Source organism: Streptomyces sp. 378 (assembly GCF_030124145.1).
In the GTDB taxonomy this organism is placed as follows: Bacteria; Actinomycetota; Actinomycetes; order Streptomycetales; family Streptomycetaceae; genus Streptomyces.
This window is the reverse complement of the sequence record NZ_JASKMS010000031.1, coordinates 1-23,829: the sequence shown is the minus strand read 5'-3', so window position 1 is coordinate 23,829 and position 23,829 is coordinate 1. Positions and strand designations below refer to the sequence as shown.

The following is a 23,829-nucleotide window of genomic DNA, read 5'->3' as shown; positions in this document are numbered from 1 at the left end:
CCGCCGCCACTGACGCTCGCAGCGGGGATGGTGTCGTGAAGTGGTTCGACCCTGACGGGGAGTGGGCGTCATCTCGCAGGACGGCGGAGCACCGGACGCGGACGGTTCACGGCGGCGTGAACCGCACGCCCGTCCGCCGAAGTCCGTGCGAGCCCTGGGGCGTGCCGCCCAAACGCGCTGTGTTCGGGCCACGGCGGCTCATCGGTCCGAGGGGCCGCGGCCGCGTCGGCAGGCATGAACCGTCCTTGCGTGAACCAGGCGGCTCCCGCGCCGATTCCCTCCGCGAGTTCCAACTCGTCAAGCCCCGCACACACACGCGAGAAGAACACGAACACCGGTCACCCGCGAGGCGGAGCCCGGCAGAAGCCGGGCGTGGCGGGTTGCGGGGCCCATGGGCCCGTGGTCGCATCTCCCCCGAAAGGCGCATAAGGGATCTCCAGGCGCCTTGGTCGAGGGCAGGTCACCTGTGGTGGTCTGCCCCAGAAACAACGTGGAAGGACTCATGCCTCACCTCATGCTCCGTTCGGCGGCCACCGCCCTCCTTGCTTCCGCACCGCTGTGGATCGCCGCGCCCGCTCAGGCCGCCGTGCAGCAGGACTTCCCCTGCGACGTCGGGCTTCAGAAGATCAGCAACACCGAAACCAGCACCATCAACGTCAGCGCCACCTGTGCCACGGCGCGGACTGTCGGTGTAAGGATCTCCGCGGGTGACACCGAACTCGCGAACGCCGAGATCGGCGTCAAGGCCGGTGTGCAGCGCACCGTCAGCATCACCGTGCCGAAGGTCGAGCGGGTCTGCGCCACTCTGCAGACCGACGGCAAGAGCATCACGATCTGCAGCGGCTGACGGTGCGCCCTCGTCGGCACCCCTCTGCGACATCCACCTGAACAAACACGGCCGCCGCCCCTTCACGATCCGCAAGGACCGGGCGGCGGCCGTCGGCGTGCCACCGGCCCCTGGGACCGGCACCGGTCCCAGAGCCGCTGCGACGGTGAGTACCGTCGATCCCGTCGTGGTTGACCGCCTCCAGGGGCCACCTGGGCCGCCCCGCCGCTCCCTGCGCGACGTGGGGGTGCTCACCGGCTGGCTTCCCGTCGCCACGACCGCCTGACTCTCCGTGAACTGCCGCGCCCGGTCCGGAACCGGGGCCCGCCCGGTTTGGCGCTGATGTCCTCCCACGGGATTCCTGCTTCGCGCATGCGCCGGCCGGGTTCATGATCCCGTGACCGGCGCGGGGTGTGCGGCATGCCGGAGAAGCTGCCAGGCGTGGGCGCGATGACGTGTGCGGGGCGCAACTCGTGACGGCGATCGCCGAGTGGGTTCCGCCACCGTACCGGGACGCACCGGCCCGCGAGGCGAACGTCTCCCGCATCGACGGGTTGGCTGCTCCCTCACGCCCTCACCATCCACTGGGCCGAGCCTCAGTGCACCGGGCCACAGGTCTGCGCGAACCTCAGGCTATCGATGCGTTCGAGCCGGTGCCGGGGCGACAGGTGAATGCGCCCCCGGCTCCGCTTTCAAGCAGCAGGCGAAGACAAGGCGCCTATTCAACTCCGTTTCCCGGCCGGTGCATCACCGCTCTCCTGGCTGGTCGAGGCGCCGTGACCTGCGCTTTGTGTAATTCATATCACCCGTCATGCGGGGCCATTTGGATGAAGTTGGGGGGGTAGGGCCCTCTCAAGTGGTGTGTGGTTCGGAGTTGGGGCAATATCGGTTCCGTTCTTCCAACGGAGAAGGACCGAAACGGAGAGATTCAATGCGCAAGAGCATGAAGTTGGGTGCCGCCTCGGCCCTCGCTGCGGTGGCCATCGTTGCCGGTTCCGCCTCGGCCGCCAGCGCCGGTACGAGCCACGGTTCGGACGACCCGTACGTCTGCGGCAACACCGAGGCGGAGGCGGACCGGGACGTGACCGGTGACGGCTCGCTCCCGAACTGCCAGTTCGGCGACATCAACATCTTCAACACCAACACCAACGACATCGAGAACGACAACGAGAACGAGAACGTCAACGTCAACGACAACGAGGCCGAGGCCGAGGCCGAGGCCGACGCTGAGACCGGGCTCGAGATCACGGTGGACCTCGGTGGCCTGCTCGGTGCGGCCCCGGCGCCCGCCCCGGTGCCCGCCCCGGCGCCCGCTGTGTGACGTCTGCGGAACAAACAGAGCTCCCGGACTTCGATCCTGGATGGTGACTGTTCGAGTCCCGTCCGGCGGTCACGGGTAGCCATTCACGATTTCCGAGGAATCGTGACCAAAGCTGAAGGCGTCTCTCCCTGACCGGCGGATGGGGCAGCATCCAAATCTGCTGCGGGAGAGGCGCTTTCTGCTTCACGGGGTGCTGATAGCCGAAATTGTCGGGCCTCAGGCGATTGCGAAAGTGAGCGCACCCCGGAGGGGAAATGAGTGAGACGATCGTCCTGCCGCGTTGTCCGGAGACGGGCAAGGCATCGTTCCGCACCGAGGGCGGGGCTCGCGCGTGGTTGGTCAGACAGCCGCTGTTGGAGCGGATTCCGGACCGGATCTATCAGTGCCCATGCTGCCGGTATTGGCATTTCACCGGATCGCACCACCTGACAAGTCAGAAAATCAAGCGGCGGCGAAACTACGGCAGGCGTGAAGCCGCTCCCCGGCGAAGTCGTGGGAGGAGGGGGAAGGCCTGACAAGCGAGTGGCCGGTCGAACGGGCACGAGGCTTCACCGTTCCGGTTGCAGCCGCAGGCACCTCCCTTGATTCCGGTGCGCGACAGCCTTGAGAAATCCACAGCACCTGCCGTCCGGAGACGGCGAGCCGTTGTCGGCACAGCGGTCGACTGGCTGTCGGGGGGCCGGCCCTGATCCTGTACCTCGGGCTCCACAGCCCGGTCCACCAGTCCTTCGAGCAGGAAGACGACGAGATTGCGACAGAACCTGAGCAGGGCATTGTTGGTGGCCGCCGCCGCGACGAGCATCCTGCCCCTGTACGGTGGCGCTGCGTTCGCGGACTCCCGGTCCGACGTTCCCGCGAATGCCTGCGGTAGTCCGAGCGACACGGGTGCCTCACCGGACCCGTCCTTCGAGAAGCACTGCGATGCCGGCCCGAACCCGCACGCTGCCGTCCGCAACTTTGACAGCAGCGAGAACTTCAGGCGCTTCGGCCGAAGCGACGCAGGTGCTTCCGCCGGCGCTGACGAGGCCGGTTACGGCGACGAAGGCGGCTATGGCGACGACGAGGCCGGTTACGGCGACGAAAGCGGCTCTGGCGCTGACGGGGCCGGTTACGGCGACGAAGGCGGCTATGGCGACGACGCGGCCGGTTACGGGGATGACGCCGGTTACGGCGACGACGGGGGCGGCTACGGTGACGACGAGCCCGGTTACGGCGACGCCCCGACTACGCCGCCGACCAAGCAGCCGCCGACCAGCCCGCCGCCGAGCACCAAGCCGCCGGTGAAGCCCCAGCCGCCGACGTCAACGCCCACGACCCCACCGACGCAGCCTCCGACGTCATCCACGCCCGGCGAAGAGCCCCGCACTGAGCCGCCCTCCCTTGCCGAAACCGGCAGTGAGCAGCAGGTGCTCGTGGCCTCGTGGCTCGCCGCGATCCTTACGGCGAGCGGCGTCGTCCTGTACCGGAGGGGCCGGGCGATCTCCCGCCGGTAGTGGCTCCACCTCCCTCCGGGTGCCGGACGCACAGCGTCCGGCACCCGGGCATGTGGCGAAACCCTCACTCGTGCGCGTGGTCGGACTGGTCGGGCTGGGCGCAGTCCCAGCACGCAACGAGCGCAGCGGACATACATATGACTGATCAGTGGAGTGGACACGACTGAACGGGGCGGCACGCGCTGCGGCTGCTGCCGAGGAGCGGACGAAGGAGCAGCCATGGCCGCACAGCGACGGTTCCGCAGCAGATCGCTTGTGTATGCCGTCGCGGGTATCGCCGTGTCGGCCGCCCTGGTGTCGGGACCGGGGCACGCGGTGGGGACCGGGGAGGAGAGGGCCGCCACGAGACCGGTGCTGACGGCGACGGCCGGCGGTGAATCGTCTGCTTCGCTTGGACCACCCGCACTTCCTGGCGAAACGGCCCCGCTCCCCGCCACCGGCGCCTACCTCCACTACGGTCCCCAAGGCGTGGCCCGGCTGGCCTGGCTCAGCCGGTGGCTGGGCGGGGCCGATCTACGTGTGGGGCACACCTACCTCCCGGGCGACCTCTGGAGCAACATCGAGGGCGCCCCCCGTTTCCTCGACGCCTGGGCGGACTGGCGCCGGGAGAGGGGCGACCGGATCCTCGTCCTCAACGTGCCCATGCTGGAGCGCAACGAGGAGGACCTCTCCGATGACGAGGTACGGGCGCTGCTGCGCCGGGGCGCGGCCGGGGAGTTCGACGCGCACTACCGCCGCCTGGCGGAGCGCCTGGTCGGGTTGAGGGTGCCGGACACCGTCCTGGTGCTCGGCTGGGAGATGAACGGCACGACGTACACGCATCGGTGCGGGCCGGACCCGGAGGCGTGGAAGGCGTACTGGAACAGGATCGTCGGCGCGATGCGCTCGGTGCCGGGCCAGAGGTTCCGGTTCGACTTCACTCCGAGCCGCGGGCGCGACACGGTTCCCTGGACGCAGTGCTATCCGGGGGACGGCACGGTCGACATCATCGGCATGGACACCTACGACCAGCCGCAGGGAATGTCGTTCGACGTGCAGGTGGCGGAGCCGTACGGGCTGCGGGCACACGTGGACTTCGCGAAGGCGCACGGCAAGCCCGTGTCGTATCCGGAGTGGGGCCTGTTCCGCAACGGCGACAACCCGGAGTACATGCGGCGCATGCTCGCCTGGATCGACGAGCACAAGCCGCTGTACAACACCCTCACCGACTACTGCCCGCACGGTGTGTGGCAGTGCCGGCGGAACCCGAAGGCGGCCGCGGTGTACCGGTCCACGCTCTACGGACGCACCGAGCCCGTGCCGACTCCTGCGTCGGTACCGAATCCGGTGCCGGTACCGGCGCCTGTGCCCGAGACCACCCCGGAGCCGCTGCCCGCCCACGGGTGCTCGCCGACGGGACTGGGCGACTGGACCGAGCACTGGCTCGGTGGGCAGGTCTGCGTCCGCCGCGACTGGTGGTCGTCCCTGTGGTGGTTCCTCTGGGCTCGGTGACTCATCGGCCTCATCGGCTCACCGCGGTGGCGGCTCAGGCCTTCCCGCCGGCGCGTTCCGCCCAGCCGCGCACGAGTTCTCTGCCCCGGTCGCGTGCGGCGGCCTCGCAGGCGACCGCCGACAGCAGGGGGGCGGTGCGCCGCCGGGCCAGCAGCAGCCTCTGGTTGGCCACGGCGTCCGGGCGCCAGCGGGACTTGTACGACTCGGCCCCGCGCAGCAGGCTCAGCACCAGGAACTCGCCGCCGGCCACGTGATCGGCGCAGGCGCGCAGCAGCATGGTGGCGACGTCCGCCTTCCGGTCCCGCAGCCGCGGATGGGCGCCGTACAGATAGGTGCCCGCCAGCCCTCGGGAGAGCAGGGTCACGTCGACGGCGAGTACCTCACCGCCGACCCGGAACTCGGTCACCCGGGCGTCCCCGGACCGCACCAGCGGGCCGAGCGAGCGGGCCAGGTGCTCATGGAAGCGGGGTCGGAGGTGCTCGGTGGTCACCCTGCGGTCCTGCCACTGGAGGCGGTGCAGTTCCAGCATGGTGCGCAGGGCCGAGCCCACCTCGTCAGGCGGGACGAAGCGGTGCTCGACTCCGAGCTGGTCGAGCTTGCGGATCTTGGTGCGGATCCGCTGCGCCCGCCCGGCCGGCAACCGGCTGAGCAACTCGTCCATCGGGCGGGCGGGCAGCTCCAGGCACACCGAGTCGGTCAACCGCCGCCGGGGGCCGCGCCAGCGTTCGTACACCCGTTCTGCTGCGCCGCCCGGTCGAACCTCGCGGAAGTCGATCAGGGCGGTGTGGGCGGCGGCCGAGAGCGTCTCGGCGAGTGCGGTCGCCGCTCGGTCCGCGTGTTCGTCGTCGAGCAGTACGTCCCCGTAGTCGGAGATCGCCCCGCCGAGCGGAACGAGCCGGGGCAGCGGGTGTCCGGCCCACATCAGCGGTGCCGCCGCGCGAAGTTCGCCGCCTGCCGTGTCGCGCACCAGCACCAGCCGCAGCCGGCCCGGTCTGCCGTACGAGATCCACCACGAGTGGAGCCAGGCGTGACTCTGAAACGGGGTGGCCGCCCCGCATCTGCGGTAGAGACGCTCCCAGACGGGCCCCAGTGCGGCGAACTGCTCTTCATCGGTGCACAGTTCGGCACGCAGAGTACCGATGCCGGTCGGCAGGGTCGCAGTCTCCGCCCGTAGCACGCCGCTCACGGCTGCCCTTCGGTGTCGGCAGCGGTGGCCGGGCCGGGCACGGCGACCGGGCGGGCAGCGCCGACGGCGGTGGGACGAGGGCGGGCCAGCAGCGCGAGGCCCCCCAGCAGGCCGCCCGCACTGGCACCCACCAGGCCCGTCAGCGCCGGGGGCGCCGAGGACGGCTCGGTGGGCTTGACGGCCCGGGAGAACTGCAGGAGTTCGATGTGCGTGGCGCCCTTGGTGTCCTTGGCGTACTCGATCACCGAGCGCGAGACGGCGTTGGCCATGTCGGTGGCGAGATCGGCGCGCGTCGAGGTGGCCGTCAGGGACACCATCGGGGCGTCCGGGGAGGTCGCCGACCGCACGCTGTCGCGCAGCGTCCGCACCGGCACGCCCGCCCACACCTGGGCGTCCCCGAGGACCGCCAGCTGCGTGGCGATGCGGCCATACGCCTGGGCGAAGCCGAGCGCGGACTGCGGGTCCGACTCGGCGCTCGGTACGGCGACGACGTACGCGGTGGCTGAGTAGGCGGGCGGCGTGAGGGCGCCGTACGCGCCTCCGGCGAGGCCTCCGGCGAGGGCACCGACCGCGAGCAGGGACCACGGCGGCAGCGCTTTGAGCCGCCTCAGCAGCGGACGCCGCCGGGGCTTGGTCGCCGGGCTTGTCGGATATTCGGCCGTGGAGGTCATCGAGGTCATCGGTCGGTCACTCCCAGGGGTGGTCGTGAAGCGGGCGAGCAGGAGACTGCGGCGGCGTACACGTTCATGAGCTGTGCGGCGCTGCGCGTGATGCAGTAATGGCGGGCGGCAGCGGACACGGGACGGGTCGGTGGGTGCGACCGCCCGGCCAAGGTCAGGGCGCGGGTCTCGGCCAGGGCGCGAGCGAACGTGCCCGGACCGCCCGTCACCCGGCGGGCGGCGGTGGTGAGTCCAGGCGGCAGGTCGTCGATCGCGGGACAGGAGGCGTACAGAACCGGCAGCCCCGCCGCCAGGCCCTCCACGACGGCGAGTCCGAAGGCCTCCTCGGCGCTTGACGAGGCGAGCACGTCCATCGCCGAGGTCAGCGACGGCAGATCGAATCCGCGAGCACCGTCGGCGTCGTAGGGCCGTTCGCCGGTGAACAGCACCCGGTCGGCTACCCCGGCCCGCTGGGCGGTGCGGCGCAGCGCGTTCTCCTCCGGGCCACCGCCGACCAGCAGGAGCCGATGATCGCGGGGAAGCCGAGCCAGGGCGCCGATCAGGACGCCGAACCGCTTGCCCGCGGTCAGCCGGCCGACGCCGCCGACGACGTACGCGTCCTGTGGCAGTCCGAGCCGGCGGCGGGTGCACTCTCGGATGACCGGGTCGAAGCGGAAGCGGGCCACATCGATGCCGTTGGGCACGACCTCGATGCGCGGCCCGGGCACACCCCAGCGCCGGAGCCGGTCGGCCACCGTGGGCGAGACCGCGACCGTGGCATGGCCCAGCCGCTCGCTGGCCAGGTACAGCGCGCGCACGCCGACGCTCAGGGCGCGACCTTCCAGTTGTGTGCCGCCGAGGGAGTGTTCGGTGGCCACCACTGCCCGGACGCCCGCCAGGCGCGCGGCGATCCTGCCGTACACGCAGGCCCGGTAGAGGTGGGTGTGTACGAGGTCGTAGCGGCCGGACCGGATCAGGCGGACCAGACGGGGCAGAGCGGACAGGTCGCGGTTGCCGGACATGCCGAGGTGGATGACGCGGACACCGTCCGCCCTCAGGCTCTCGGCGACCGCACCGGGGTTGGTGAGCGCCACGACGTCGCACTCGACGGGCAGGTGGCGCAGCAGCAACCGGAGTTGCTGTTCGGCACCGCCGACGCCGAGGCCGGTGATGATCTGCAGGACCTTCAGCCCGGACATGGTGGAGGCTCACACTCCCTCGACCGAGTGGCGGCGCAGCAGCTGCTTGAGGCGCAGCCGCCAGGCAGTGTCCCGTTCGCCGATGTGGACGCGGGGAAGGGCGAAAAGGCCGCACAGGTCACCGGGGCCGGTGGCGCAGGCGTAGCTGTATCCCGCGTCCCGTACGGCGCCGACGGCGCGGCGGTCCAGCCGTCCGTACGGGTAGCAGAAGCCGTGGACGTCTGCCCCGGTCACCTCGCGGAGCGCTGCTCGGCTGTCCCTCACCTCGGCGCGGAGCAGGGCATCGTCGGTCCGGGTCAGGTCCACGTGCGTGAGACCGTGCGAGCCGATCTCGACGCCCTCGGCGGCGGCGCGCCGGATGCCCTCCGCCGACAGCAGTGGCTTGCGTGGACCATCCGGATCCCAGGCGTTCTCGCCGCCCAGCCTGCCCGGCAGCACGAACAGAGTGGCGCTGCAGGCGTGACGGCGCAGCAGCGGCAGAGCGTGCGTGAGGAAGTCTGCGTACCCGTCGTCGAAGGTCAGCCCCACCAGGCCCTGTCCCTCTCCCCGGGCGCGCGCGGCGAGCAGCTCATGCACACCGACGCCGCGCAGGCCCCGGCGGCGGAGCCAGCCGAGCTGCCGGTCCAGGCGGCCGGGTGAGACGGTGACGCGGTACGGGTCGTCGGAGCAGTCGCCGACGGAGTGGTACATCGCCACCCAGGGGGGCGGGCCCGGTCTGCGCCGGAGCCGGTCGGGACGGGGGGCGGTGGAAGGGCCGTGGTCAGCGGAAACGGGCATGCGGAAGCCTCCGGGTGACGGTGCGGAGTGCGGATGTCAGGCGTTGCTCGCCCGGCACTCGAGCGAGCAGGAAAAAGACGACGGCCACGACCGTGCCACCGGCCGCGAATCCGAGGGTGGGGGAGTCGGCGAGGCTCGCGCAGAACCCGCCCACACCGCAGGCGACCGCCGCCGCGCGCAGCGGCCTGCCCATCGCGGCCAGCAGCGGCCGGATGCGGATCGGCACGCCGCGCGTTTCCATGCCGTAGAGCAAAATCAGGGCGGTGAGGGTGATGCCGACCGCGTTGCCCGCGGTGATCCCCAGGACGCCCCACGAGCCGGCCGTTGCCGCGCCGATCCACGAGGTGGCGACGATCCCGGCGGTCATCGCGGCCACCGGGTACCAGGTGGGCCGCCCCGCCGCGAAATACGACCGGACGAGCGCGCCCACCAGGGCGTGGCCGAGCAGCCCGAGCGCGTACACGCGCATGACGGCGGCGGTGGCCGCGGCGTCCTGCGCGGTGAACGCGCCTCGCTGGAACAGGATGTGGACGAGCTGCGGAGCGCAGGCGACGACGGCCGCGGTGCCGAGCAGCACGAAGGAGGACACCGCCCTCAGGTCCCGCTCGACGCGGTCGCGGGCCCGCTCGGTGTCGCCCTGGGCCAGCGCCTGCGACACCACCGGGAAGGTGACCGTACACAGCATCAGGGCGAGCACCATCGGCATCTGAGCCACCTTCTGGGCATAGTTCAGATGCGAGATGGCGCCGGCGGGGAGCGAGGAGGCCAGGAAACGCTCGATGAGGACCTGGGACTGGCGGCACAGGGCGAAGAGCAGGACGGTGGCGACGAGGGCGAGGTTCACCGAGTGCCGCGATGTCTCCCTGGCTGCCGCGGCTGTCTCTGCGGCTGTCGGCACGCGACGCAACCGTCGTAGCAGCGACGGAAGTTGGGTGACGACCATGAGTGCACCGCCCACGGCCACGCCGATAGCCGCCGCCCGTACGCCCCAGCGTGCGCCGAGGACGAACATCGCCGTGATGATGGCGGCGTTGTAGGCGACGTAGATGGCCGCCGGCGCGACGAACCGGCGGTGCGCGCGCAGGGCCGCGCTGCAGTAGCCGGCCAGGCCGAAGGTCAGGACGCAGGTGCCGGTCAACCGGGTGCAGTCCACAGCGAGCCCGGGGTCTGCGAGCCCCGGCGCCAGCACTTGGACCAGGTACGGTGCCCCCCAGACGACCAGGGCCGACGCCACGGAGAACGCCAGTGCCAGACGCGGCAGCGTGCCGCGGACCAGGGCGCGCACCGGGTCGCCCGTGCCGTCCTGGGCTCGGCGGGCCAGGACCGCGCTGAACGCCGGTACGAGCACGAAGGCCAGCCCGTCCTCGATCAGCAGCGTCGCCGCGAACTCGGGCACGGTCCAGGCGACCAGGAAGGCGTCCGTCTCGCTCCCCGCTCCGAAGAGGTGGGCCAGCGCCTGGTCCCGGCCGAGGCCCAGCAGAGCACCGGCCAGGGAGAGGGCGACGGTGACGAGGGCGGCCCTGGCGAGGAAGCCCCGCGAGACGGGCCCGGCGCCGCTTGCCTGCGGGCCCTCGGCGCCGGCGCGCGCCAGGGGGACGGCGGCGTCCCCAGCCCGTGGCGGGGTGACGGTCATCGTGCCGCCGCCTCCTCGGGGCCGGTCGGGGCGGGACCAGCCAGCGCCCACCATGCCGACAGGCCGAGGCAGACGGCCGTGAGCACGGTCGAGGGGCCGCCGATGTCGGCGTACGCGAAGTTGATCAGGTGCCAGACCAGCAGGCCCCAGGCGACGAGCGCGCAGTCGAGCCCGGGATCCCTCGCTCGCCGGGCCCGCGCCAGTCGGCGCAGCCCCAGCACCAGCAGCGCCAGCCAGCTCCCCGCCAGCGTCAGCAGTCCGATCAGCCCCTGTTCGCCCAGCACCAGCAGGTACATGTTGTGCGGTGACAGCAGCGGCTGCTTCCGGTACGCCGCGCCCGCGCCCTCCGTGTCGCTGCCCGACGACAGCGCCAGCGAGGCGTGCCCGTCGCGGTGCTCGGGGTAGCCCTTGAGGCCGATGCCGGTCAGCGGCCGCTCGCGCCACATGCCGGCGGCTGCCGCCCACAGGGCGTACCGGTCGGAGACCGACTGGTCGGGAGCGTCGGCGACCTGCCCGATGCTGCTGAACCTTTCCTGAAGCAGCGCGGAACCGACACCGAACCCGCCGACGAGGATCACGGCGACGGCGGTCGCGACCGCGCCCACCCTGACCGCGCGTCGCGGGCCGGCCAGGACCAGTTGCGCCGTACAGGCGAGGGCCGTCGCGATCCACGCGCCCCGGCTGAAGGACACCGCCAGCGGCACCACCAGCAGCAGCGCGCACACCAGGGCCCACACCCGCCCCCAAGCCCTCGGCTCCGCTCGAGCGGGGAGGTGCCCCCTGCATACCGGTGCCGGGCCCAGCGCCAGCCCCACCGCGCACACCAGCCCGAAGGCGACCACGGTCGCCATCCCCATGATGTCGCCGGGGCCGAAGGTGCCGACGGCGCGGATCTCCCGGCCCATGTACGAGGCGCCGGTCCCGGTCGCGTACTGGTGCACTCCGACGGCTCCCTGCCACACCGCGAGCGCCACCACCGACCAGGCCAGCAGTCGGACGTCTCGCCGGTCGCGGACGAGCAGCATGACGGCGGCCGGGACGAGGACGAAGATCTGCAGATAGCGCGAGAAGCCCGTGACCGCCGTGTCCGGTCCCGCGGCTCCCGTTGCCGCGACCGCGATCCCCACCACGGGCAGGCCCAGGATCACGGCGGCAGTGGGCGACAGGGGGCGCCGCCGGTGGTACAGCAGACGTGCGACGCAGCACAGTACGACGGCACCGGAGGCGGCGTCGGCGGGGGTCGCGCCGCTCTCCCCGCCCGGTGCGACGGGCAGCGCCAGCAGGGCGATCACCGCGATCACCGGCAGGACGGGTGTCAGTCGGCGGGCGGCGGGCAGGGCGCATGCGTGGCTCACCGGTGTTCAGCTCCCCGTTGGCCGGACCAGCACGGCGGCGGTGCGCAGCAGGATGCAGACGTCCTGCCACAGCGACCAGTCGTCGATGTACGCGTTGTCGAACCGGGTGCGGTCCTCGATGGAGGTGTCGCCGCGCAGCCCGTGGATCTGGGCCAGCCCGGTGAGGCCGGTCCGCATGCGGTGGCGGGCGGTGTAACCGGGGTACGTCTGACTGAACACACCGGCGAAGTAAGGCCGTTCCGGGCGCGGCCCGACCAGTGTCATGTCACCCCGGAAGACGTTCCACAGCTGGGGCAGCTCGTCGAGGGAGGTGCGGCGCAGGAAGCGGCAGAAGCGGCTCATGTTCTGCTCGCCCGCCACGCTCCAGCGGGTCGCCGCCTCGTGCGGATCGACCGGTCGATGGGTGCGGAACTTCAGCAGCGTGAAGGGGCGGCCGTCCCTGCCTACGCGTTCCTGGTGGAAGACGACCCGGGGCCCGTCGCTGACCCGCAGCACGACCGCGCAGGCCACCAGGACCGGGGCGGTGAGGAGGAGCAGGAGCCCGGAGACCAGGACATCGAGGCTCCGCTTGGCAGGGTTGTCGGGGCGTCGCCCGCCTTCCAGGCGACGGCAGGAGAAGCCCGCGATCCGCTCGCGCCGGGACCGGCGGCCCGGCATGCGTTCCTCGTACGCCGCGCCCCCGGCCAGGTGGTGTGCCGGCAGGGCTGCGTCGACCTCCCAGAGCACGCAGCCCGTCTCGGCCAGCTTGGCCAGCAACGCGGTGTGTTGGCCTGTGGGGCCCACGATGAGGATGGCCCCCACGCTGTTCTGGAGGACGGCCCGCTGCGCCTCCTCGTCCGTGCTGAGCACCGGCAGCCCCTCGCCGCAGGCTCCGCTGTCGGAGAGGACACCGACCGGCCTGAGGCCGCACCCGGGGTGGCGCAGGAAGGCGGCGGCCACTCGCCGGGCGATGTCGGCCGGGCCGACGACGAGGGCCGCGGCGGGATGGTGGGCCAGCGTCCGGCGGCGGTACCAGTGCGCCGCGCCGCGGCCCGCCCAACTTGCCGTCACGTGCAGGATGCAGCCGGACAGCATCGTGCGTGCGGACAGGGTGTGTGCGGGGGAGAGTGCCGCGACCACGGCCGCGAGCGCACACCAGCTCACCGTGATCCGTGCGCAGACGGTGGGGAGTTCGTCGAGGACTGCGGGCACGGCGGCGGGACGGTACAGAGCCGCCCTCGCGTTCAGACAGAGGACGGTGAGCAGCAGCGGTGCGGTCAACAGGGGATGCGGGAGTACGGGGGCGGCGGTGAGCGCGGCGACCGCGTCCGCGACGAGCAGGGGCAGCCCGGTGGCGCGTCGCCTGGCTCCCCGCCGGCCGGCGGGGAGCCAGGCGACGCCGGTGCCACGCGGGTGGATGACCGAGAGAGGCGGCAATGCCCGGTCCGGTGGCAGGCCACCAGGGTGAGGGACGGTACGTTCGGTGGTCACGAGCGGATCGACTCCCTGCACTCGGTGGGTTCCGCGCGACGGGTCACCGGGCGCCGGAGGGTGAGCAGTTCGCGGTAGAGGTCCGCGACGGCCTCGGCCGAGCTCCGCACGTCGTGCGCGGCCAGAACGTGGCGGCGCCCCTGGGCTGCGAGGGACTCGCGCAGCAGCGGGTCGAGAAGTGTCCTGGTGAGCGCGTCGGCCAACGGGCCCGGCCGGCCCGCGGGCACCAGACAGTGCGTTCCGTGACCGGGCGGCAGACTCTCGCGCGCTCCGGCCACATCCGTGACCACCATGGGACGCCCGCACGCCATCGCCTCCAGCGGGGCGAGCGCCATGCCTTCCCAACGGGACGGCAGAACCACCAGGTCGGCGGCCTGGTACCAGGGGACGACATCGGCGACGGCCCCGGTGAACAGCACGCCCTCGGGAGCGCCGGACCGCAGCGGCCGCTCCTGCGGACCGTCCCCGACGAGTACCAGCCGGGCTGCGGGCACCCGCCGCAACACCGAGGGCCACGCCTCGAGCAGCACGTCCTGCCCTTTCTGCCGGCATAGCCGCCCCACGCAGACCACCAGCAAAGCGGCCGGATCGAGGTCCGCGAGTGGAGCCAGGACCGGGCGTACGGCGGCGACCGGGGCGGGGTGGAAACGCACCGGATCGATGCCGTTGGGGATCACCCGCCAGTGGGCGCACACTCCGGCGCGCTGGCCTCGCGCGCGCTCAGCCTCGCTGACGCACAGCACGCGGGTGGTCCAGCGTGCCGCCCACCGTTCCCATGCCGTGGCGGCCGCCGCGGCGACCCCGCCGACCGCCTCGAACGACCAGGCGTGCGGCTGGAACACCGTCGGGATCCGACCCCTCACCGCCATCCGGGCCGCGAGTCCGGCCTTGGCGCTGTGCGCGTGCAGCACATCGGGCCGCACCTGTTCGACGACGCGGGCGAGCCGGAGCACCTCACCGGCAAGCGACGGTCCCGGCGCCCGTACGGCGGGCCAGTGCCGTACGTCCGCACCCAGTTCCCGCAACACCTGCCGCAGGCCGCTGTCGGGGCACGCGACCGTCACGTCGAAACCGGCCGCCCGCTGGGCGCGCACCAGTTCGGTGACCATGCCGGCGACACCGCCGTCCACCGGCTGGGTGATGTGGAGGACGCGCGGTGAGACTTCCTGCGGCATCGCACCGCGTGATGATTCGGAAAGCCAGCCGGTCATCACCGTGCGGGACAACCCTGAGGACGACTGTCCTGCCGTGACGGTCCGTCAGGCGGGCGGACCGCCCTGTGCGCCGCGGCGGAGAGGCCTTGGGAGTGATGCATGAGCGGCGTTTCTCCTTCACGGGAAACATCAGGTTGTCGCGTGGTTCGATGCGTCACTCTATACCCGTATATCGCCCATAAAGGGCAAGGCGGACACACCCATTCAAGGAGCATCGAGTTTGCGTCAGGCGTACCGACTGACGGTCGGTCAATCCCGGCCGGGACGCCTCCCCCCTGTCCCGCCGCGGAGGCTGCCAAGCTCGGTGACGCCGCCAAAGCCGTCACCAGGGTCACCGTCACCAGGGCCGCCGCCACCCCCAATTCGAACTCGATCACTCCAGCGACCCTCGTGACGCCCGGCGTCGTGCCCGCGATCGCGGTCTCGGCGCAGGACTCGGGACCACCGTCTCAGGTCTCCTGGGCAGCCTGCCGACCGTGCCTGGCCTGCCGTCGCCTTCCTGAGCACGGGGCAGGTGCCTGAGGTGAAAGCGGGCAGACCTGCCCGGGCGTCGTACCGGCCCTGCGGCATCCGGTACGACGTTTCTTTGTACCGACAGCCGGACCATGTCTTTCCCCGCTCATGCGGGGATGAGAAAGGCGGATGAGACAGGCCCTTCGTTCGGGTGACCTTTCGTGTGAGTCGCCGTAGTTTTCCGCGCGCGGGGTTTCCGCTTAGCCCAGGCCTCGTTGCAGGGGGTGAAGCAGTCCCCCTGGTGACTTTCGAGTCGCCCCGGAAAGGAACATGATGAAGCCTCTGAAGGCTGCCGCCCTCGTTGTCGGGTCTCTGGTCATGGCCGGTGCCGCCGCTCCCGCTGTCGCTCTCGACGCGCCGAAGGTCCAGACCGCCGACCACCCCGAAGAGGTGACCAAGGCTGTGCAGCAGGCCGGCCAGCGGCTGGCGACCTACCGGCCGGAGGCGCTCGACACGGAGAACGGAGAGTCCCTGCCCAGCGCTGTCAAGGCGAAGAAGCGCCCCCTCGACCGCGGGAGCGCTCGGCTGGTCCCCGGACCGCAGGCGCAGCGCTGAGAGGTATGCCCGGGCCGAATGCACCGCACATGGGATCGGCCCGTCGTGCACGTGTCACGCGGACCGCCTGTCAGGGCGAAGGAGGAGCCAGGCATTGAGAACCGGTGAACCACTGCACCCACAACCAGCGCGCCCCGCGGCGCCCACACCCGAGGCAACCGGCCCCGTCTGTCCTGCGGCGAAGTCGCCGGCCGTCCACCCCGCCAGGACCACGGCGCGACGCCGGGTGCTGTGGGGACTGCTCGCGGTGCCGTTCGCGGTGGCTCTCCCCTCGGCCCTGGTGGCGTCGGAGTCGGCCCCGGGGGGGTCGGGACCGGCGGGGAAGGCACCGGGACCGGCCGGAGAGGAGGAACGGTTCGACGAGACCTATCGCGGGCGCCGCATCGCCGGTGTCAGGGACGACTCCGGGCGGTCCGGGGAGGTCGGCCCGAGCGGGTGGCACGTCACCGTGGACGGGCGGCCGTTGCATCTGATGCGCAGGGCGGACGGCAGCTGGATGAGCATGGTCGACCACTACCAGTCGTACGCGACCCCGCTCGCCGCCGCGCGCGCTGCCGTCGACGAACTCGGCCCCGTCGCACGGCTGGGCACACCGGGTGACCGGGGCAGTCGTACGCAGGAGAGTCGAACGGCGGACGGAAACAAGGGCCTCGAGGGGGAGCACCGCCATGGTGTACACACGTAAGGACGTCAGCACGCTGACCCGGTCCGAACGGAGACGGCTCGTCAACGCCCTGCTGGAACTCAAACGGCGTGGCGAGTACGACGAGTTCGTGCGCACGCACATCGAGTACTACACACCCGATGGTGAGGGCGGCCTGCGTGCCGCCCACATGGCGCCGTCCTTCCTGCCCTGGCATCGCAGGTTCCTGCTGGATGTGGAGAACGCGCTGCGCCGCGTGGACGAGTCGGTGACGCTCCCGTACTGGGACTGGACGCGCGATCGCACGCCGAGGGGCGTACCGTGGACCGATGACCTGCTCGGCGGCACCGGGCGGCCTTCCGACCGGCAGGTGATGTCCGGCCCCTTCGCCTACCGCCACGGCAGGTGGACGATCAAGGTCGGGATCACCGACACGGACTACCTCACCCGTGACCTGGGCCGTCCCAGGGACCCGATCGCGTTGCCCACGGCCGGGGACCTGAAAGGGGTGCTCAACGATCCCGTCTACGACACGGCACCGTGGAACTCCAGATCGGCCAAAGGTTTCCGCAACAAGCTGGAGGGCTGGGGGCCCGGGCGGGGCTCCACCTCCTGGCGCACCCACAACCGGGTCCACCGTTGGGTCGGCGGCCACATGATGGGCGGCGCATCCGTCAACGACCCCGTCTTCTGGTTGCATCACGCCTTCGTGGACCTTCTCTGGTTCCGCTGGCAGCAGCGGCACCCGGGCGCCCGCTATCTCCCCGCGAAACCGCTCGGCCAGGGGGACGCACAACACGGCCGAGTCGTCGCGCGGCACGAGAGGATGCCGCCGTGGGACGTCACACCGGACGAGTTGGAGGACCACAGCCGCATCTACCGTTACGCGTAGTCCGTACGAGCCGAGTACGGGTTCCGGTCGCGTGTGCGGCACGAACGAGTGCCGCCGGCCCCGAGGGCGCGTACAGCAGGGCTTCGCGGCTGCAGCCGCCGTCGACGCGGGCGCTGTGACCGCCGGGCAGGGCGTCACCGGCCGCACACCTCAATGGGGCGCCAGGAGCCGCACGGGCGAACCGGCCGGAAAGGGACGGATGTTCTCGACCGCCTGGCCGTCGGTTGTGGCACGCCTTCATTGCGCTGAATGAGGCCTCAACTGACGGACCGTGACGCCCGCTCGGCCTACGGTTGACGCTTGGGCCGGTGGGTTAGGAAGCACTCATGAGTCTGACTGGTCAACTGGCAACGTTGTTCGGCGTGGCGTTGGGCGCCGTCCTGTCGATGGCGACAACCATGATCGTGGAGAAGGCACGATGGCGCCGCGAGCAGTCCGTCCGGTGGGATGAGCGTCGTCTGAACGCGTATGCCGAGTACGCCCACGTCGTGAAGGACCTCGCGCACCGTTACCGGCGGATCGCGGTCGCCAAGGGCATTGCTGTCAGTGGGGCAGCGCCGCTGGAGCCCACCGATGAGGTTCTCGCCGAAGTGGCAGAGGCTGGAGGTGCAGCGCTCGGCGCTCGCTGAGACAGTGTGGCTGCTGGGGGACGCCAAGACGAACACGGCCGCTGTCAGGCTGAATCACTGCCTGTGGCATCTGGAGTGGTTGGCCCGTGAGCTTCCGACAAGAGGGCAGGGGGGGGGCTGGGAGCAGGCGTACGAGGACTTCCGACAGGCACGGCAGCACTTCTTGGAACTGGCTCGAGCTGGCCTCGGTGTGCGAGGGGTGCGCATAGCGGAGTCAGTTCCCTGGCCACCACCCTGGAGGGGCGACCTTTCCCAAGACACCCCACACTGACTAGTGGCGCTGGCGGAGCCTTCTTCTTGCCCTGGGTCTTGTCGGTGATCTCGGGGAGCTGGGTTCTCGCTGGTCCGGGCGGCGTTCCCGGGTGCCTGAGTGGTCGTCGTTGGTCGTCATTGGCCACTGCCGAGCGGCCTCGGACGGCCCAGGGACGGCCCAGCCAGCACCGTTATGAGCGTCGGCTTACCGCGTTACGCAGTGCCTCGAACAAACCCATGCGATCCCCGATACGGAACCTCTGGGCGTGAACCCTCCCTCCGCCTGCCGGAGCCGGGATCGCCGATCGCGGAGCACCTCGGGGCGGCTTAGACTGAGATCAAGGGCCCTCGAGTGGAAGGGAACCTCGAGATGCATTTCGTCCTGATCGCGACCCACACCCCGGAGGTCTGTCCGACCTCTAACGCGACAACGCGCGACCTGATGCTGCAGACCGCCCCTGATATCCCGAACCTCGCCCAGAAGGCAGGCGTCGAGATCGTGGCCGGCCCCTTCGTCAACCGTGAACACACGATTGTCGTGGTCGTACAGTCCGACAAGGTAGAGAACGTCGACCGCTTGCTGACGGAGTCTCGCCTCCCCCAATGGAACCGCGTCCGCGTGCTGCCGTCGCTGACCATGGAGGAAGGACTCACCGATATCGAAGCGCAGACGCCGATCTTCTGAACCCACCCGCTCAGGCACGCGGCCGGTGCTTCGATGCGGGCGCCGAGATGCGCAATGGCCTGCCGCCATCAGCGCAGACGAACACAGCCGGTCCCGCCTTCGCCCTCTTCAGGGCCGCGTGCTTCTCAGGCCGCGCCGGGCTGGAGATCGACCCGGCGCAGGTGGAAGTGCCGTGGATCGATTGGCGTGGCGTGGGGCCAGAGCGTCGGGGATCGGCGACGAGCAGCTGAAACAGGACCAGTCGCTACGGTGCCCCACCAACACGCTTTCCAACTGTGTTGGTGGGGGGCTGGGCTTGTGCGGGGGCGTTCACCTGCGTACATGAGCGGTCGGCCGCCAGTGTGGGGACGGCTCCGGGGTCCCGCCTGAACGGCCATGAACGGCGCTGAATGAGACGGAAACTGAGACGGCCGGTGGGGCCGGGCTCGCTAGCATCTTCGCTGTTGAAGGGGGAGTCATGGCACTGGTCGGCAAGGGATCGCGACGGATCGTTGTCGACGGCACGGTCTACCGCTGGCGGCTGAGGGGCCGGCCGACGTACTGCCAGGGGCTGGCCTGGTCGCCGTGTACGTTCGCGGTGGAGCATGCGAACACTCCGGAGTCGACGCTCGTGGTCATCACCGACCAGCCGCATCCGAGCAACTGGGTCGGCCGCGAGGCTGAGCCGGTACTGCCGTCCGGTGTAGCCGCGGCTGTTCGGCTTGCCTTGCGTGAGGGTTGGACTCCGACGGTTCCGGGCTCATCGTTCCACCTCGACCAGTCCACTGGCTTCACGTCCTCGTCCTGAGCGGTGTAGAGGCTGAGCACCGCTTTAGGAGTTCGGTCCGAGCCTGCTTCGGGTGCTGTTGCGGACTGGTGCGACGGCCGGACAAGGGCGCTGATGTACGCCCCTGTCCGGCGTCGTTGATGTCAGCCGGGGATGTCATGCACGCCCATCAGACGGTGGAGATCTTCAAGGGCTGCCAGCGGGGCTGCCGCCTGGGGTCGTCGATCGACGCATTTGAAACTCTGCATACTTGGCGGTGAAGACGTAGATGTAGTCGAGCAGCGCTTCGGCGAGCTCCAAAGCATCTCTGGCGTCTTCCCGGCCTACCGCGTCCTTGCTGAAGGTCGGGGTCGCCCGAGGGGATCTCTCACCCTCGGGCGTACCGGGACCGGGACGCCGGCTCGGTGTCAGTCGTCGATCGCCTGGTAGACCGTGGTCCAGAAATCGTGGAAGAGCCGCGCCGGGTCCGGGACGGATGTCCCGACCTGGGTGAGCAGGATTCCGGTGATCTGGTTTTCCGGGTCGGCGTAGGTCGAGGTGCCGCTTCCGCCGTCCCAGCCGAACTGGCCGACGGGCGCGTAGTCGCCGCGGTAGGTGCGCACCGCCATCCCGAAGCCCCAGCCGCCGTGCTGCCCTTGACCGAAGGACACATGGACGTTGTTGACGGCCATGGCGTGTCGGGCGGCTTGCTGCTCGGGCGCGAGGCGGTTGGTGGTCATCAGGTTGACGGCGGCCCGGGACAGGATCCGCTCGGTCCCGTGCATCCCGCCATTGAGCAGCATTCGGAAGTAGGCGTGGTAGTCGTCGGCGGTGGAGTTCAGTCCGCCGCCGCCGCCCTGGAACGCCGGAGGCTGGCTGTGGCGGCCGCCCTTGGCCTCGTCCCACACGTGGAACTCTCCGCTCTGCGGGTCGGGGGCGTAGAGGGGCGGCAGCCGGTCGATCTTGTCGGCGGGCACGTGGAAACCGGTGTCCTTCATGCCCAGGGGGTCGAAGATGCGTTCGCGCAGGAACGTCTCGTACGACTGGCCGGTGACCCTGGCGACGAGCACGCCGAGGAGATCGCTGGCGATGTGGTACTGCCAGCGCTCTCCGGGCTGGTGCATCAGCGGCAGCGCGCCGAGGCGGCGCATCCACTCGTCCGGCTCGGGCATCGGCGTCGGCAGATTGGGCGTGAGCCCCTGCTCGAAGACCGCGTTCATGATCGGAGTTCCCAGCGACGTCATATCCATGCCGAGCCCGAACGTGGAGGTCAGCACGTCCCGTACGGTGATGGGCCGCCGCGCTGGCACGGTGTCGTCCAGCGGGCCGTCGATCCGCTTCAGCACCTGACGGTCGGCGAGTTCGGGCAGCCACGGATCCACCAGGTCGTCCAGCCGCAGCCTGCACTCGTCGAGAAGGATCATCGCCGCCGACATCCCGACCGGCTTGGACGTCGAGGCCATCCGGAAGATCGTGTCCCGGCGCATCGGCGGGCCGCCGTCGTGGCGTATCGTCCCGAGCGCTTCGGCGTGCGTCTCCTCGCCCCGGCTGACCAGCGCGACCAGCCCCGGAATCTTCCCGGACTCGACATACCGCGCCAGCACGTCGCGCATCCTGCGCAGCCCTGCTTCGGAGAAGCCGCTGTTGCTTTGTCTCATGATGAATCTCCTTGCGTACAGTGTTCGATCTTCAAGACCCGCCCCGGCGTGGCGCCGCCGGTCCCTTGCCCGGCATCTACGACCCCACCGGCCCCGGGAAGCTGCTGTCGGCGTTCTTCGCCGCGATGGCGGAGACAAAGGGAGACCGAGCGGGAGAGCATCCGCGAGTCAGCGCTGGATGGGACAGAACCCGCCGAGTTCGCGTCCGCCGCCTGGGCGGTGCTGATGTTCCACAGGGCCGGGTCAGGCCACAGGGGTTCCGGCCCACGGGGCGAGCGCCGTGTAGGCCGGCCGCCACTGGTGCTCGTAGGCATGGCGTGCCGGCCCGGGCAGGGGGGCCAGCATCTTCGTGATCGTCCTCTCGTCGGCGTCGTCCAGGAGCCAGGGCAGGAGCCGGGGCGCGTCGGGGCCGATCCGCTGGGCGTGGACCTGGCCGAAGTGGGCCCACTGCACCGGCGTGACGACCTCTTGGACGAGCGGAAGCGCTGCTTCCTCCTCGTGGGCGAGGTGCCCGGTCAGGCCCGTGACGAGGGAGTCCGCGAGGTCGCCGACCAGGTTAGGCGTCGTTCCCGGGTCCGCCAGGGCCTTGTCGAGCGCTTCGACCAGCGGATCGAGGGCCGCGTGCTCGGCCTCCATCGCCTCCAGGAGGGCGAGGTCGTCGGGCCTCCCGGTGAGGTTGCCGCGCAGGGCCGGCCACAGGGCGTCGTCCTCGGCGCGGTGGTGGACGTGCAGAGCCACCTTGAGAAGGTCCCAGCCCGCGGCGGCACGCAGGGCCTCGCCCGGGTGGCGATCGGCGCGCGAGGTGATGCGGGCGACGTGCTGGAGGTCGCGCCGAAGCGCGTGGTGCATCGCGTACATCACGGTCATGTCGAGCCGGTCGTTCATCGCGTCCTCGTTCCTTGCTCGTGACCGCGCCCGTGTCCCGTCGGCCAGCTCAGCCCCCAGGTGGTGCCCGCGGGGCGGGTGACCGCTTCCGCCAGACGCATCGTCGCCCGCTCGGCGTCGGTGAAGAAGGGCGCCTTGCCGTCCGGGAGCACGACTGCCAGGTCCTTCATACGTGTCTGCATGGTGAAATCTCCTGTGAGCAGGCGCCGTTCGGCGCGTCGCTCTCCGGTGGCTTCAAGGCTCCCTCGGGGCGGTGGACGTGATCAACGCCGGATCTGGAATGGCCCCGATAACCGGAGGGTTATGTCGGGGAACGTGAGGACGCGGGGCGGGGGCATCGTGGAAGTACGGGACATCGAGATCTTTCTGACGCTCACAGAGGAGCTGCACTTCGGGCGTACCGCCGCGCGGCTGCACGTGAGTCAGGCGCGTGTGAGTCAGGCGATCAAGCAGCAGGAACGCCGCCTCGGCGGCGAGCTGTTCGACCGCTCCAGCCGTCGCGACATCCGATTGACACCGCTGGGCCAACTCCTCCGAGACGATCTGAAGCCGGTGTACGCGAATCTGCTGGCGAGCTTGGAACGGGCCCGGCTCGCAGCTCAGGGCGTCACCGCCACGCTGCGCATCGGCATGATGCCCTTCAACCTGCCTGATCTGCACCCCCATTGGCGAGTCTTCCGGGCTCGCCACCCCCAATGGCAGCTTCAGGTGCGCCAAGCCTCCTACGTCGATCCGTTCGGCCGGCTCCGCGCCGGGGAGATGGACGTCCTGGTCGCCTGGCTGCCCGTGGAGGAACCCGACCTCACCGTGGGTCCGATCCTGTTCCGCGACCCGCGCGTGCTCGCCGTCTCCAGCGACCACGAGTTGGCGGAACGATCCTCCGTATCGCTGGAGGCGGTCGCCGACTTCCCGCATGCCACGGCCCCCCAGATGCTGGACTACTGGGAGGACGCGTACCTGCCCTTCCAGACCTCCCAAGGCAGATCCATCGAACGCGTCGAAACCGTCACCACCGCTGACGCCCTGATCAATCTCGTCGGCACCGGCGAGATCGTCCACACGTTCCCTGCCCACGTCACCAAGTACTGGGCCATGTCCCACATCCGGTGGCTGCCGCTCCCTGACATGCCGGCCCTGCCGTACGCCCTGGTGTGGCGCAGCGAGACCGAGAACGACCTCATTCGCGCCCTCGCGGAGGTGGTGCGCAGCCTCGGTACGTCTCGTCTGTGAATGGCCTGGTACAGAGGAGCGAGGTCCGAATTCCGCCAGCGCGCAGGGTCGCGGGCGCGTGACGCCGGGGCCGCCTCGCCGTCGTCGTGCCGCCTCGTCCCGAGCGCTTCGACGTGCGTCTTACGACCCCGGCTGAGGGTCGGCCTGCCGAAGTGGTTCAGGTTCTACGACCTTCGCCACACAGGGCACACCCTGTCGACGCGGGCCGGAGCGACGCTGAAGGACACGATGGTGCGGATCGGCCAGTCCTCAGAGAAGGCGGGAGGTCGCCGACGGGCTGGACGAGATGGTGCGCGTCGCCCGCGAAAAGGCCGCTGAGCAGGCCGCGCAGGAGCCAAGTGGTGGGGGGCGCCTGAGTCGGTCTAGACAGCGACGAAGGCCCAGGTCGCTGACCTGGGCCTTCTTTGAAGAGCGGATGACGGGAATCGAACCCGCGCTCTGAGCTTGGGAAGCTAAGCTTGGCGTTTATCCTCGCTGAGCTCGGTGCTCCTTGATCGATTCAGCGCGTTTGGCTGTCT

Annotated in this window: 22 protein-coding genes and 1 pseudogene; 12 read left to right on the top strand and 11 right to left on the bottom strand. The window is 70.6% G+C overall.

Annotated features, from left to right (window positions below):
• Positions 1-502 precede the first annotated feature (502 nt).
• The 4 genes from QNO09_RS31640 to QNO09_RS31625 all read left to right on the top strand — a co-directional run bounded on the left by QNO09_RS31640 (position 503) and on the right by QNO09_RS31625 (position 5,131).
• Complete coding sequence (locus tag QNO09_RS31640) at positions 503-847, top strand: hypothetical protein (RefSeq protein WP_283973678.1); 345 nt, start codon at positions 503-505, stop codon at positions 845-847.
• A gap of 910 nt (positions 848-1,757) precedes the next feature.
• A complete protein-coding gene (locus QNO09_RS31635) occupies positions 1,758-2,147 on the top strand; it encodes a hypothetical protein (protein ID WP_283973677.1) in 390 nt (129 codons plus the stop codon).
• Positions 2,148-2,896: 749 nt separating this feature from the next.
• A complete protein-coding gene (locus QNO09_RS31630; protein WP_283973676.1) occupies positions 2,897-3,640 on the top strand; it encodes a hypothetical protein in 744 nt (247 codons plus the stop codon).
• A gap of 219 nt (positions 3,641-3,859) precedes the next feature.
• Positions 3,860-5,131: a glycoside hydrolase family 26 protein gene (locus QNO09_RS31625; protein WP_283973675.1), complete on the top strand. Its 1,272-nt coding sequence runs from the start codon at positions 3,860-3,862 to the stop codon at positions 5,129-5,131.
• A 34-nt stretch (positions 5,132-5,165) separates the two neighbouring features.
• Here QNO09_RS31625 and QNO09_RS31620 read toward each other — a convergent pair whose 3' ends face one another.
• The 8 genes from QNO09_RS31620 to QNO09_RS31585 are packed head-to-tail and all read right to left on the bottom strand — an operon-like array spanning position 5,166 to position 14,585.
• Positions 5,166-6,308 carry a GNAT family N-acetyltransferase gene (locus QNO09_RS31620; RefSeq protein WP_283973744.1) on the bottom strand — a complete coding sequence of 381 codons (1,143 nt, stop codon included), beginning with the start codon at positions 6,306-6,308 and terminating at the stop codon, positions 5,166-5,168.
• Between the two features lie 5 nt (positions 6,309-6,313).
• Complete coding sequence (locus QNO09_RS31615) at positions 6,314-6,997, bottom strand: YveK family protein (RefSeq protein ID WP_502962369.1); 684 nt, start codon at positions 6,995-6,997, stop codon at positions 6,314-6,316.
• Positions 6,994-8,166 carry a glycosyltransferase gene (locus tag QNO09_RS31610; protein WP_283973742.1) on the bottom strand — a complete coding sequence of 391 codons (1,173 nt, stop codon included), beginning with the start codon at positions 8,164-8,166 and terminating at the stop codon, positions 6,994-6,996. Before QNO09_RS31610 ends, QNO09_RS31615 begins: the two co-directional genes overlap by 4 nt.
• A gap of 18 nt (positions 8,167-8,184) precedes the next feature.
• Positions 8,185-8,952: a polysaccharide deacetylase family protein gene (locus QNO09_RS31605; RefSeq protein WP_283973674.1), complete on the bottom strand. Its 768-nt coding sequence runs from the start codon at positions 8,950-8,952 to the stop codon at positions 8,185-8,187.
• Positions 8,936-10,585 carry a murein biosynthesis integral membrane protein MurJ gene (murJ, locus tag QNO09_RS31600; RefSeq protein WP_283973673.1) on the bottom strand — a complete coding sequence of 550 codons (1,650 nt, stop codon included), beginning with the start codon at positions 10,583-10,585 and terminating at the stop codon, positions 8,936-8,938. The genes QNO09_RS31605 and murJ overlap by 17 nt, the downstream gene beginning before the upstream one ends.
• Entirely contained in the window at positions 10,582-11,940 is a 1,359-nt protein-coding gene (locus QNO09_RS31595; RefSeq protein WP_283973672.1) for an O-antigen ligase family protein, read from the bottom strand. Before QNO09_RS31595 ends, murJ begins: the two co-directional genes overlap by 4 nt.
• Positions 11,941-11,946: 6 nt before the next feature.
• Positions 11,947-13,410, bottom strand: a complete 1,464-nt coding sequence (locus tag QNO09_RS31590) for an exopolysaccharide biosynthesis polyprenyl glycosylphosphotransferase (protein WP_283973671.1) — start codon at positions 13,408-13,410, stop codon at positions 11,947-11,949.
• Positions 13,407-14,585: a glycosyltransferase family 4 protein gene (locus QNO09_RS31585; protein ID WP_283973670.1), complete on the bottom strand. Its 1,179-nt coding sequence runs from the start codon at positions 14,583-14,585 to the stop codon at positions 13,407-13,409. Before QNO09_RS31585 ends, QNO09_RS31590 begins: the two co-directional genes overlap by 4 nt.
• An 822-nt stretch (positions 14,586-15,407) precedes the next feature.
• On the opposite strand from QNO09_RS31585, the gene QNO09_RS31580 reads away from it, so the two are divergent.
• From QNO09_RS31580 to QNO09_RS31555, 6 genes are all read left to right on the top strand, one after another.
• On the top strand, positions 15,408-15,692 hold the full coding sequence (locus QNO09_RS31580) for a hypothetical protein (RefSeq protein ID WP_451521800.1): 285 nt from the start codon (positions 15,408-15,410) through the stop codon (positions 15,690-15,692).
• Between the two features lie 226 nt (positions 15,693-15,918).
• Entirely contained in the window at positions 15,919-16,377 is a 459-nt protein-coding gene (locus QNO09_RS31575) for a tyrosinase family oxidase copper chaperone (protein WP_283973669.1), read from the top strand.
• The gene (locus QNO09_RS31570; RefSeq protein ID WP_283973668.1) at positions 16,361-17,227 is read left to right on the top strand and encodes a tyrosinase family protein; all 867 of its coding nucleotides are present in this window, start codon (positions 16,361-16,363) and stop codon (positions 17,225-17,227) included. Before QNO09_RS31575 ends, QNO09_RS31570 begins: the two co-directional genes overlap by 17 nt.
• A 326-nt stretch (positions 17,228-17,553) precedes the next feature.
• On the top strand, positions 17,554-17,856 hold the full coding sequence (locus QNO09_RS31565; protein WP_283973667.1) for a hypothetical protein: 303 nt from the start codon (positions 17,554-17,556) through the stop codon (positions 17,854-17,856).
• Between the two features lie 622 nt (positions 17,857-18,478).
• Complete coding sequence (locus QNO09_RS31560; RefSeq protein ID WP_184561047.1) at positions 18,479-18,793, top strand: hypothetical protein; 315 nt, start codon at positions 18,479-18,481, stop codon at positions 18,791-18,793.
• A 457-nt stretch (positions 18,794-19,250) separates the two neighbouring features.
• Positions 19,251-19,580 (top strand): hypothetical protein, encoded by a 330-nt coding sequence (locus QNO09_RS31555; RefSeq protein ID WP_062929070.1) that lies wholly within the window; start codon positions 19,251-19,253, stop codon positions 19,578-19,580.
• Positions 19,581-19,966: 386 nt separating this feature from the next.
• Here the strand turns inward: QNO09_RS31555 and QNO09_RS31550 are convergent, their stop codons facing one another.
• The 3 genes from QNO09_RS31550 to QNO09_RS31540 form a co-directional block, all read right to left on the bottom strand.
• Positions 19,967-21,196: a serine hydrolase domain-containing protein gene (locus tag QNO09_RS31550; protein WP_283973666.1), complete on the bottom strand. Its 1,230-nt coding sequence runs from the start codon at positions 21,194-21,196 to the stop codon at positions 19,967-19,969.
• Between the two features lie 243 nt (positions 21,197-21,439).
• Positions 21,440-22,081: a hemerythrin domain-containing protein gene (locus tag QNO09_RS31545; RefSeq protein ID WP_283973665.1), complete on the bottom strand. Its 642-nt coding sequence runs from the start codon at positions 22,079-22,081 to the stop codon at positions 21,440-21,442.
• Positions 22,078-22,263, bottom strand: a complete 186-nt coding sequence (locus QNO09_RS31540; RefSeq protein WP_283973664.1) for a hypothetical protein — start codon at positions 22,261-22,263, stop codon at positions 22,078-22,080. Before QNO09_RS31540 ends, QNO09_RS31545 begins: the two co-directional genes overlap by 4 nt.
• A gap of 121 nt (positions 22,264-22,384) precedes the next feature.
• On the opposite strand from QNO09_RS31540, the gene QNO09_RS31535 reads away from it, so the two are divergent.
• Complete coding sequence (locus QNO09_RS31535; RefSeq protein WP_283973663.1) at positions 22,385-23,311, top strand: LysR family transcriptional regulator; 927 nt, start codon at positions 22,385-22,387, stop codon at positions 23,309-23,311.
• A gap of 123 nt (positions 23,312-23,434) precedes the next feature.
• Positions 23,435-23,753 (top strand): annotated as a pseudogene (locus tag QNO09_RS31530) (hypothetical protein); the annotation flags it as partial.
• Positions 23,754-23,829 lie beyond the last annotated feature (76 nt).

Coding starts and splice junctions, on each gene's coding strand:
- QNO09_RS31640 (WP_283973678.1), top strand. CDS start 503: ATGCCTCACCTCATGCTCCGTTCGGCGGCCACCGCCCTCCTTGCTTCC.
- QNO09_RS31635 (WP_283973677.1), top strand. CDS start 1,758: ATGCGCAAGAGCATGAAGTTGGGTGCCGCCTCGGCCCTCGCTGCGGTG.
- QNO09_RS31625 (WP_283973675.1), top strand. CDS start 3,860: ATGGCCGCACAGCGACGGTTCCGCAGCAGATCGCTTGTGTATGCCGTC.
- QNO09_RS31615 (WP_502962369.1), bottom strand. CDS start 6,997: ATGACCTCGATGACCTCCACGGCCGAATATCCGACAAGCCCGGCGACC.
- QNO09_RS31605 (WP_283973674.1), bottom strand. CDS start 8,952: ATGCCCGTTTCCGCTGACCACGGCCCTTCCACCGCCCCCCGTCCCGAC.
- murJ (WP_283973673.1), bottom strand. CDS start 10,585: ATGACCGTCACCCCGCCACGGGCTGGGGACGCCGCCGTCCCCCTGGCG.
- QNO09_RS31585 (WP_283973670.1), bottom strand. CDS start 14,585: ATGCCGCAGGAAGTCTCACCGCGCGTCCTCCACATCACCCAGCCGGTG.
- QNO09_RS31580 (WP_451521800.1), top strand. CDS start 15,408: ATGATGAAGCCTCTGAAGGCTGCCGCCCTCGTTGTCGGGTCTCTGGTC.
- QNO09_RS31570 (WP_283973668.1), top strand. CDS start 16,361: ATGGTGTACACACGTAAGGACGTCAGCACGCTGACCCGGTCCGAACGG.
- QNO09_RS31565 (WP_283973667.1), top strand. CDS start 17,554: ATGAGTCTGACTGGTCAACTGGCAACGTTGTTCGGCGTGGCGTTGGGC.
- QNO09_RS31560 (WP_184561047.1), top strand. CDS start 18,479: ATGCATTTCGTCCTGATCGCGACCCACACCCCGGAGGTCTGTCCGACC.
- QNO09_RS31555 (WP_062929070.1), top strand. CDS start 19,251: ATGGCACTGGTCGGCAAGGGATCGCGACGGATCGTTGTCGACGGCACG.
- QNO09_RS31550 (WP_283973666.1), bottom strand. CDS start 21,196: ATGAGACAAAGCAACAGCGGCTTCTCCGAAGCAGGGCTGCGCAGGATG.
- QNO09_RS31545 (WP_283973665.1), bottom strand. CDS start 22,081: ATGAACGACCGGCTCGACATGACCGTGATGTACGCGATGCACCACGCG.
- QNO09_RS31540 (WP_283973664.1), bottom strand. CDS start 22,263: ATGCAGACACGTATGAAGGACCTGGCAGTCGTGCTCCCGGACGGCAAG.
- QNO09_RS31535 (WP_283973663.1), top strand. CDS start 22,385: ATGTCGGGGAACGTGAGGACGCGGGGCGGGGGCATCGTGGAAGTACGG.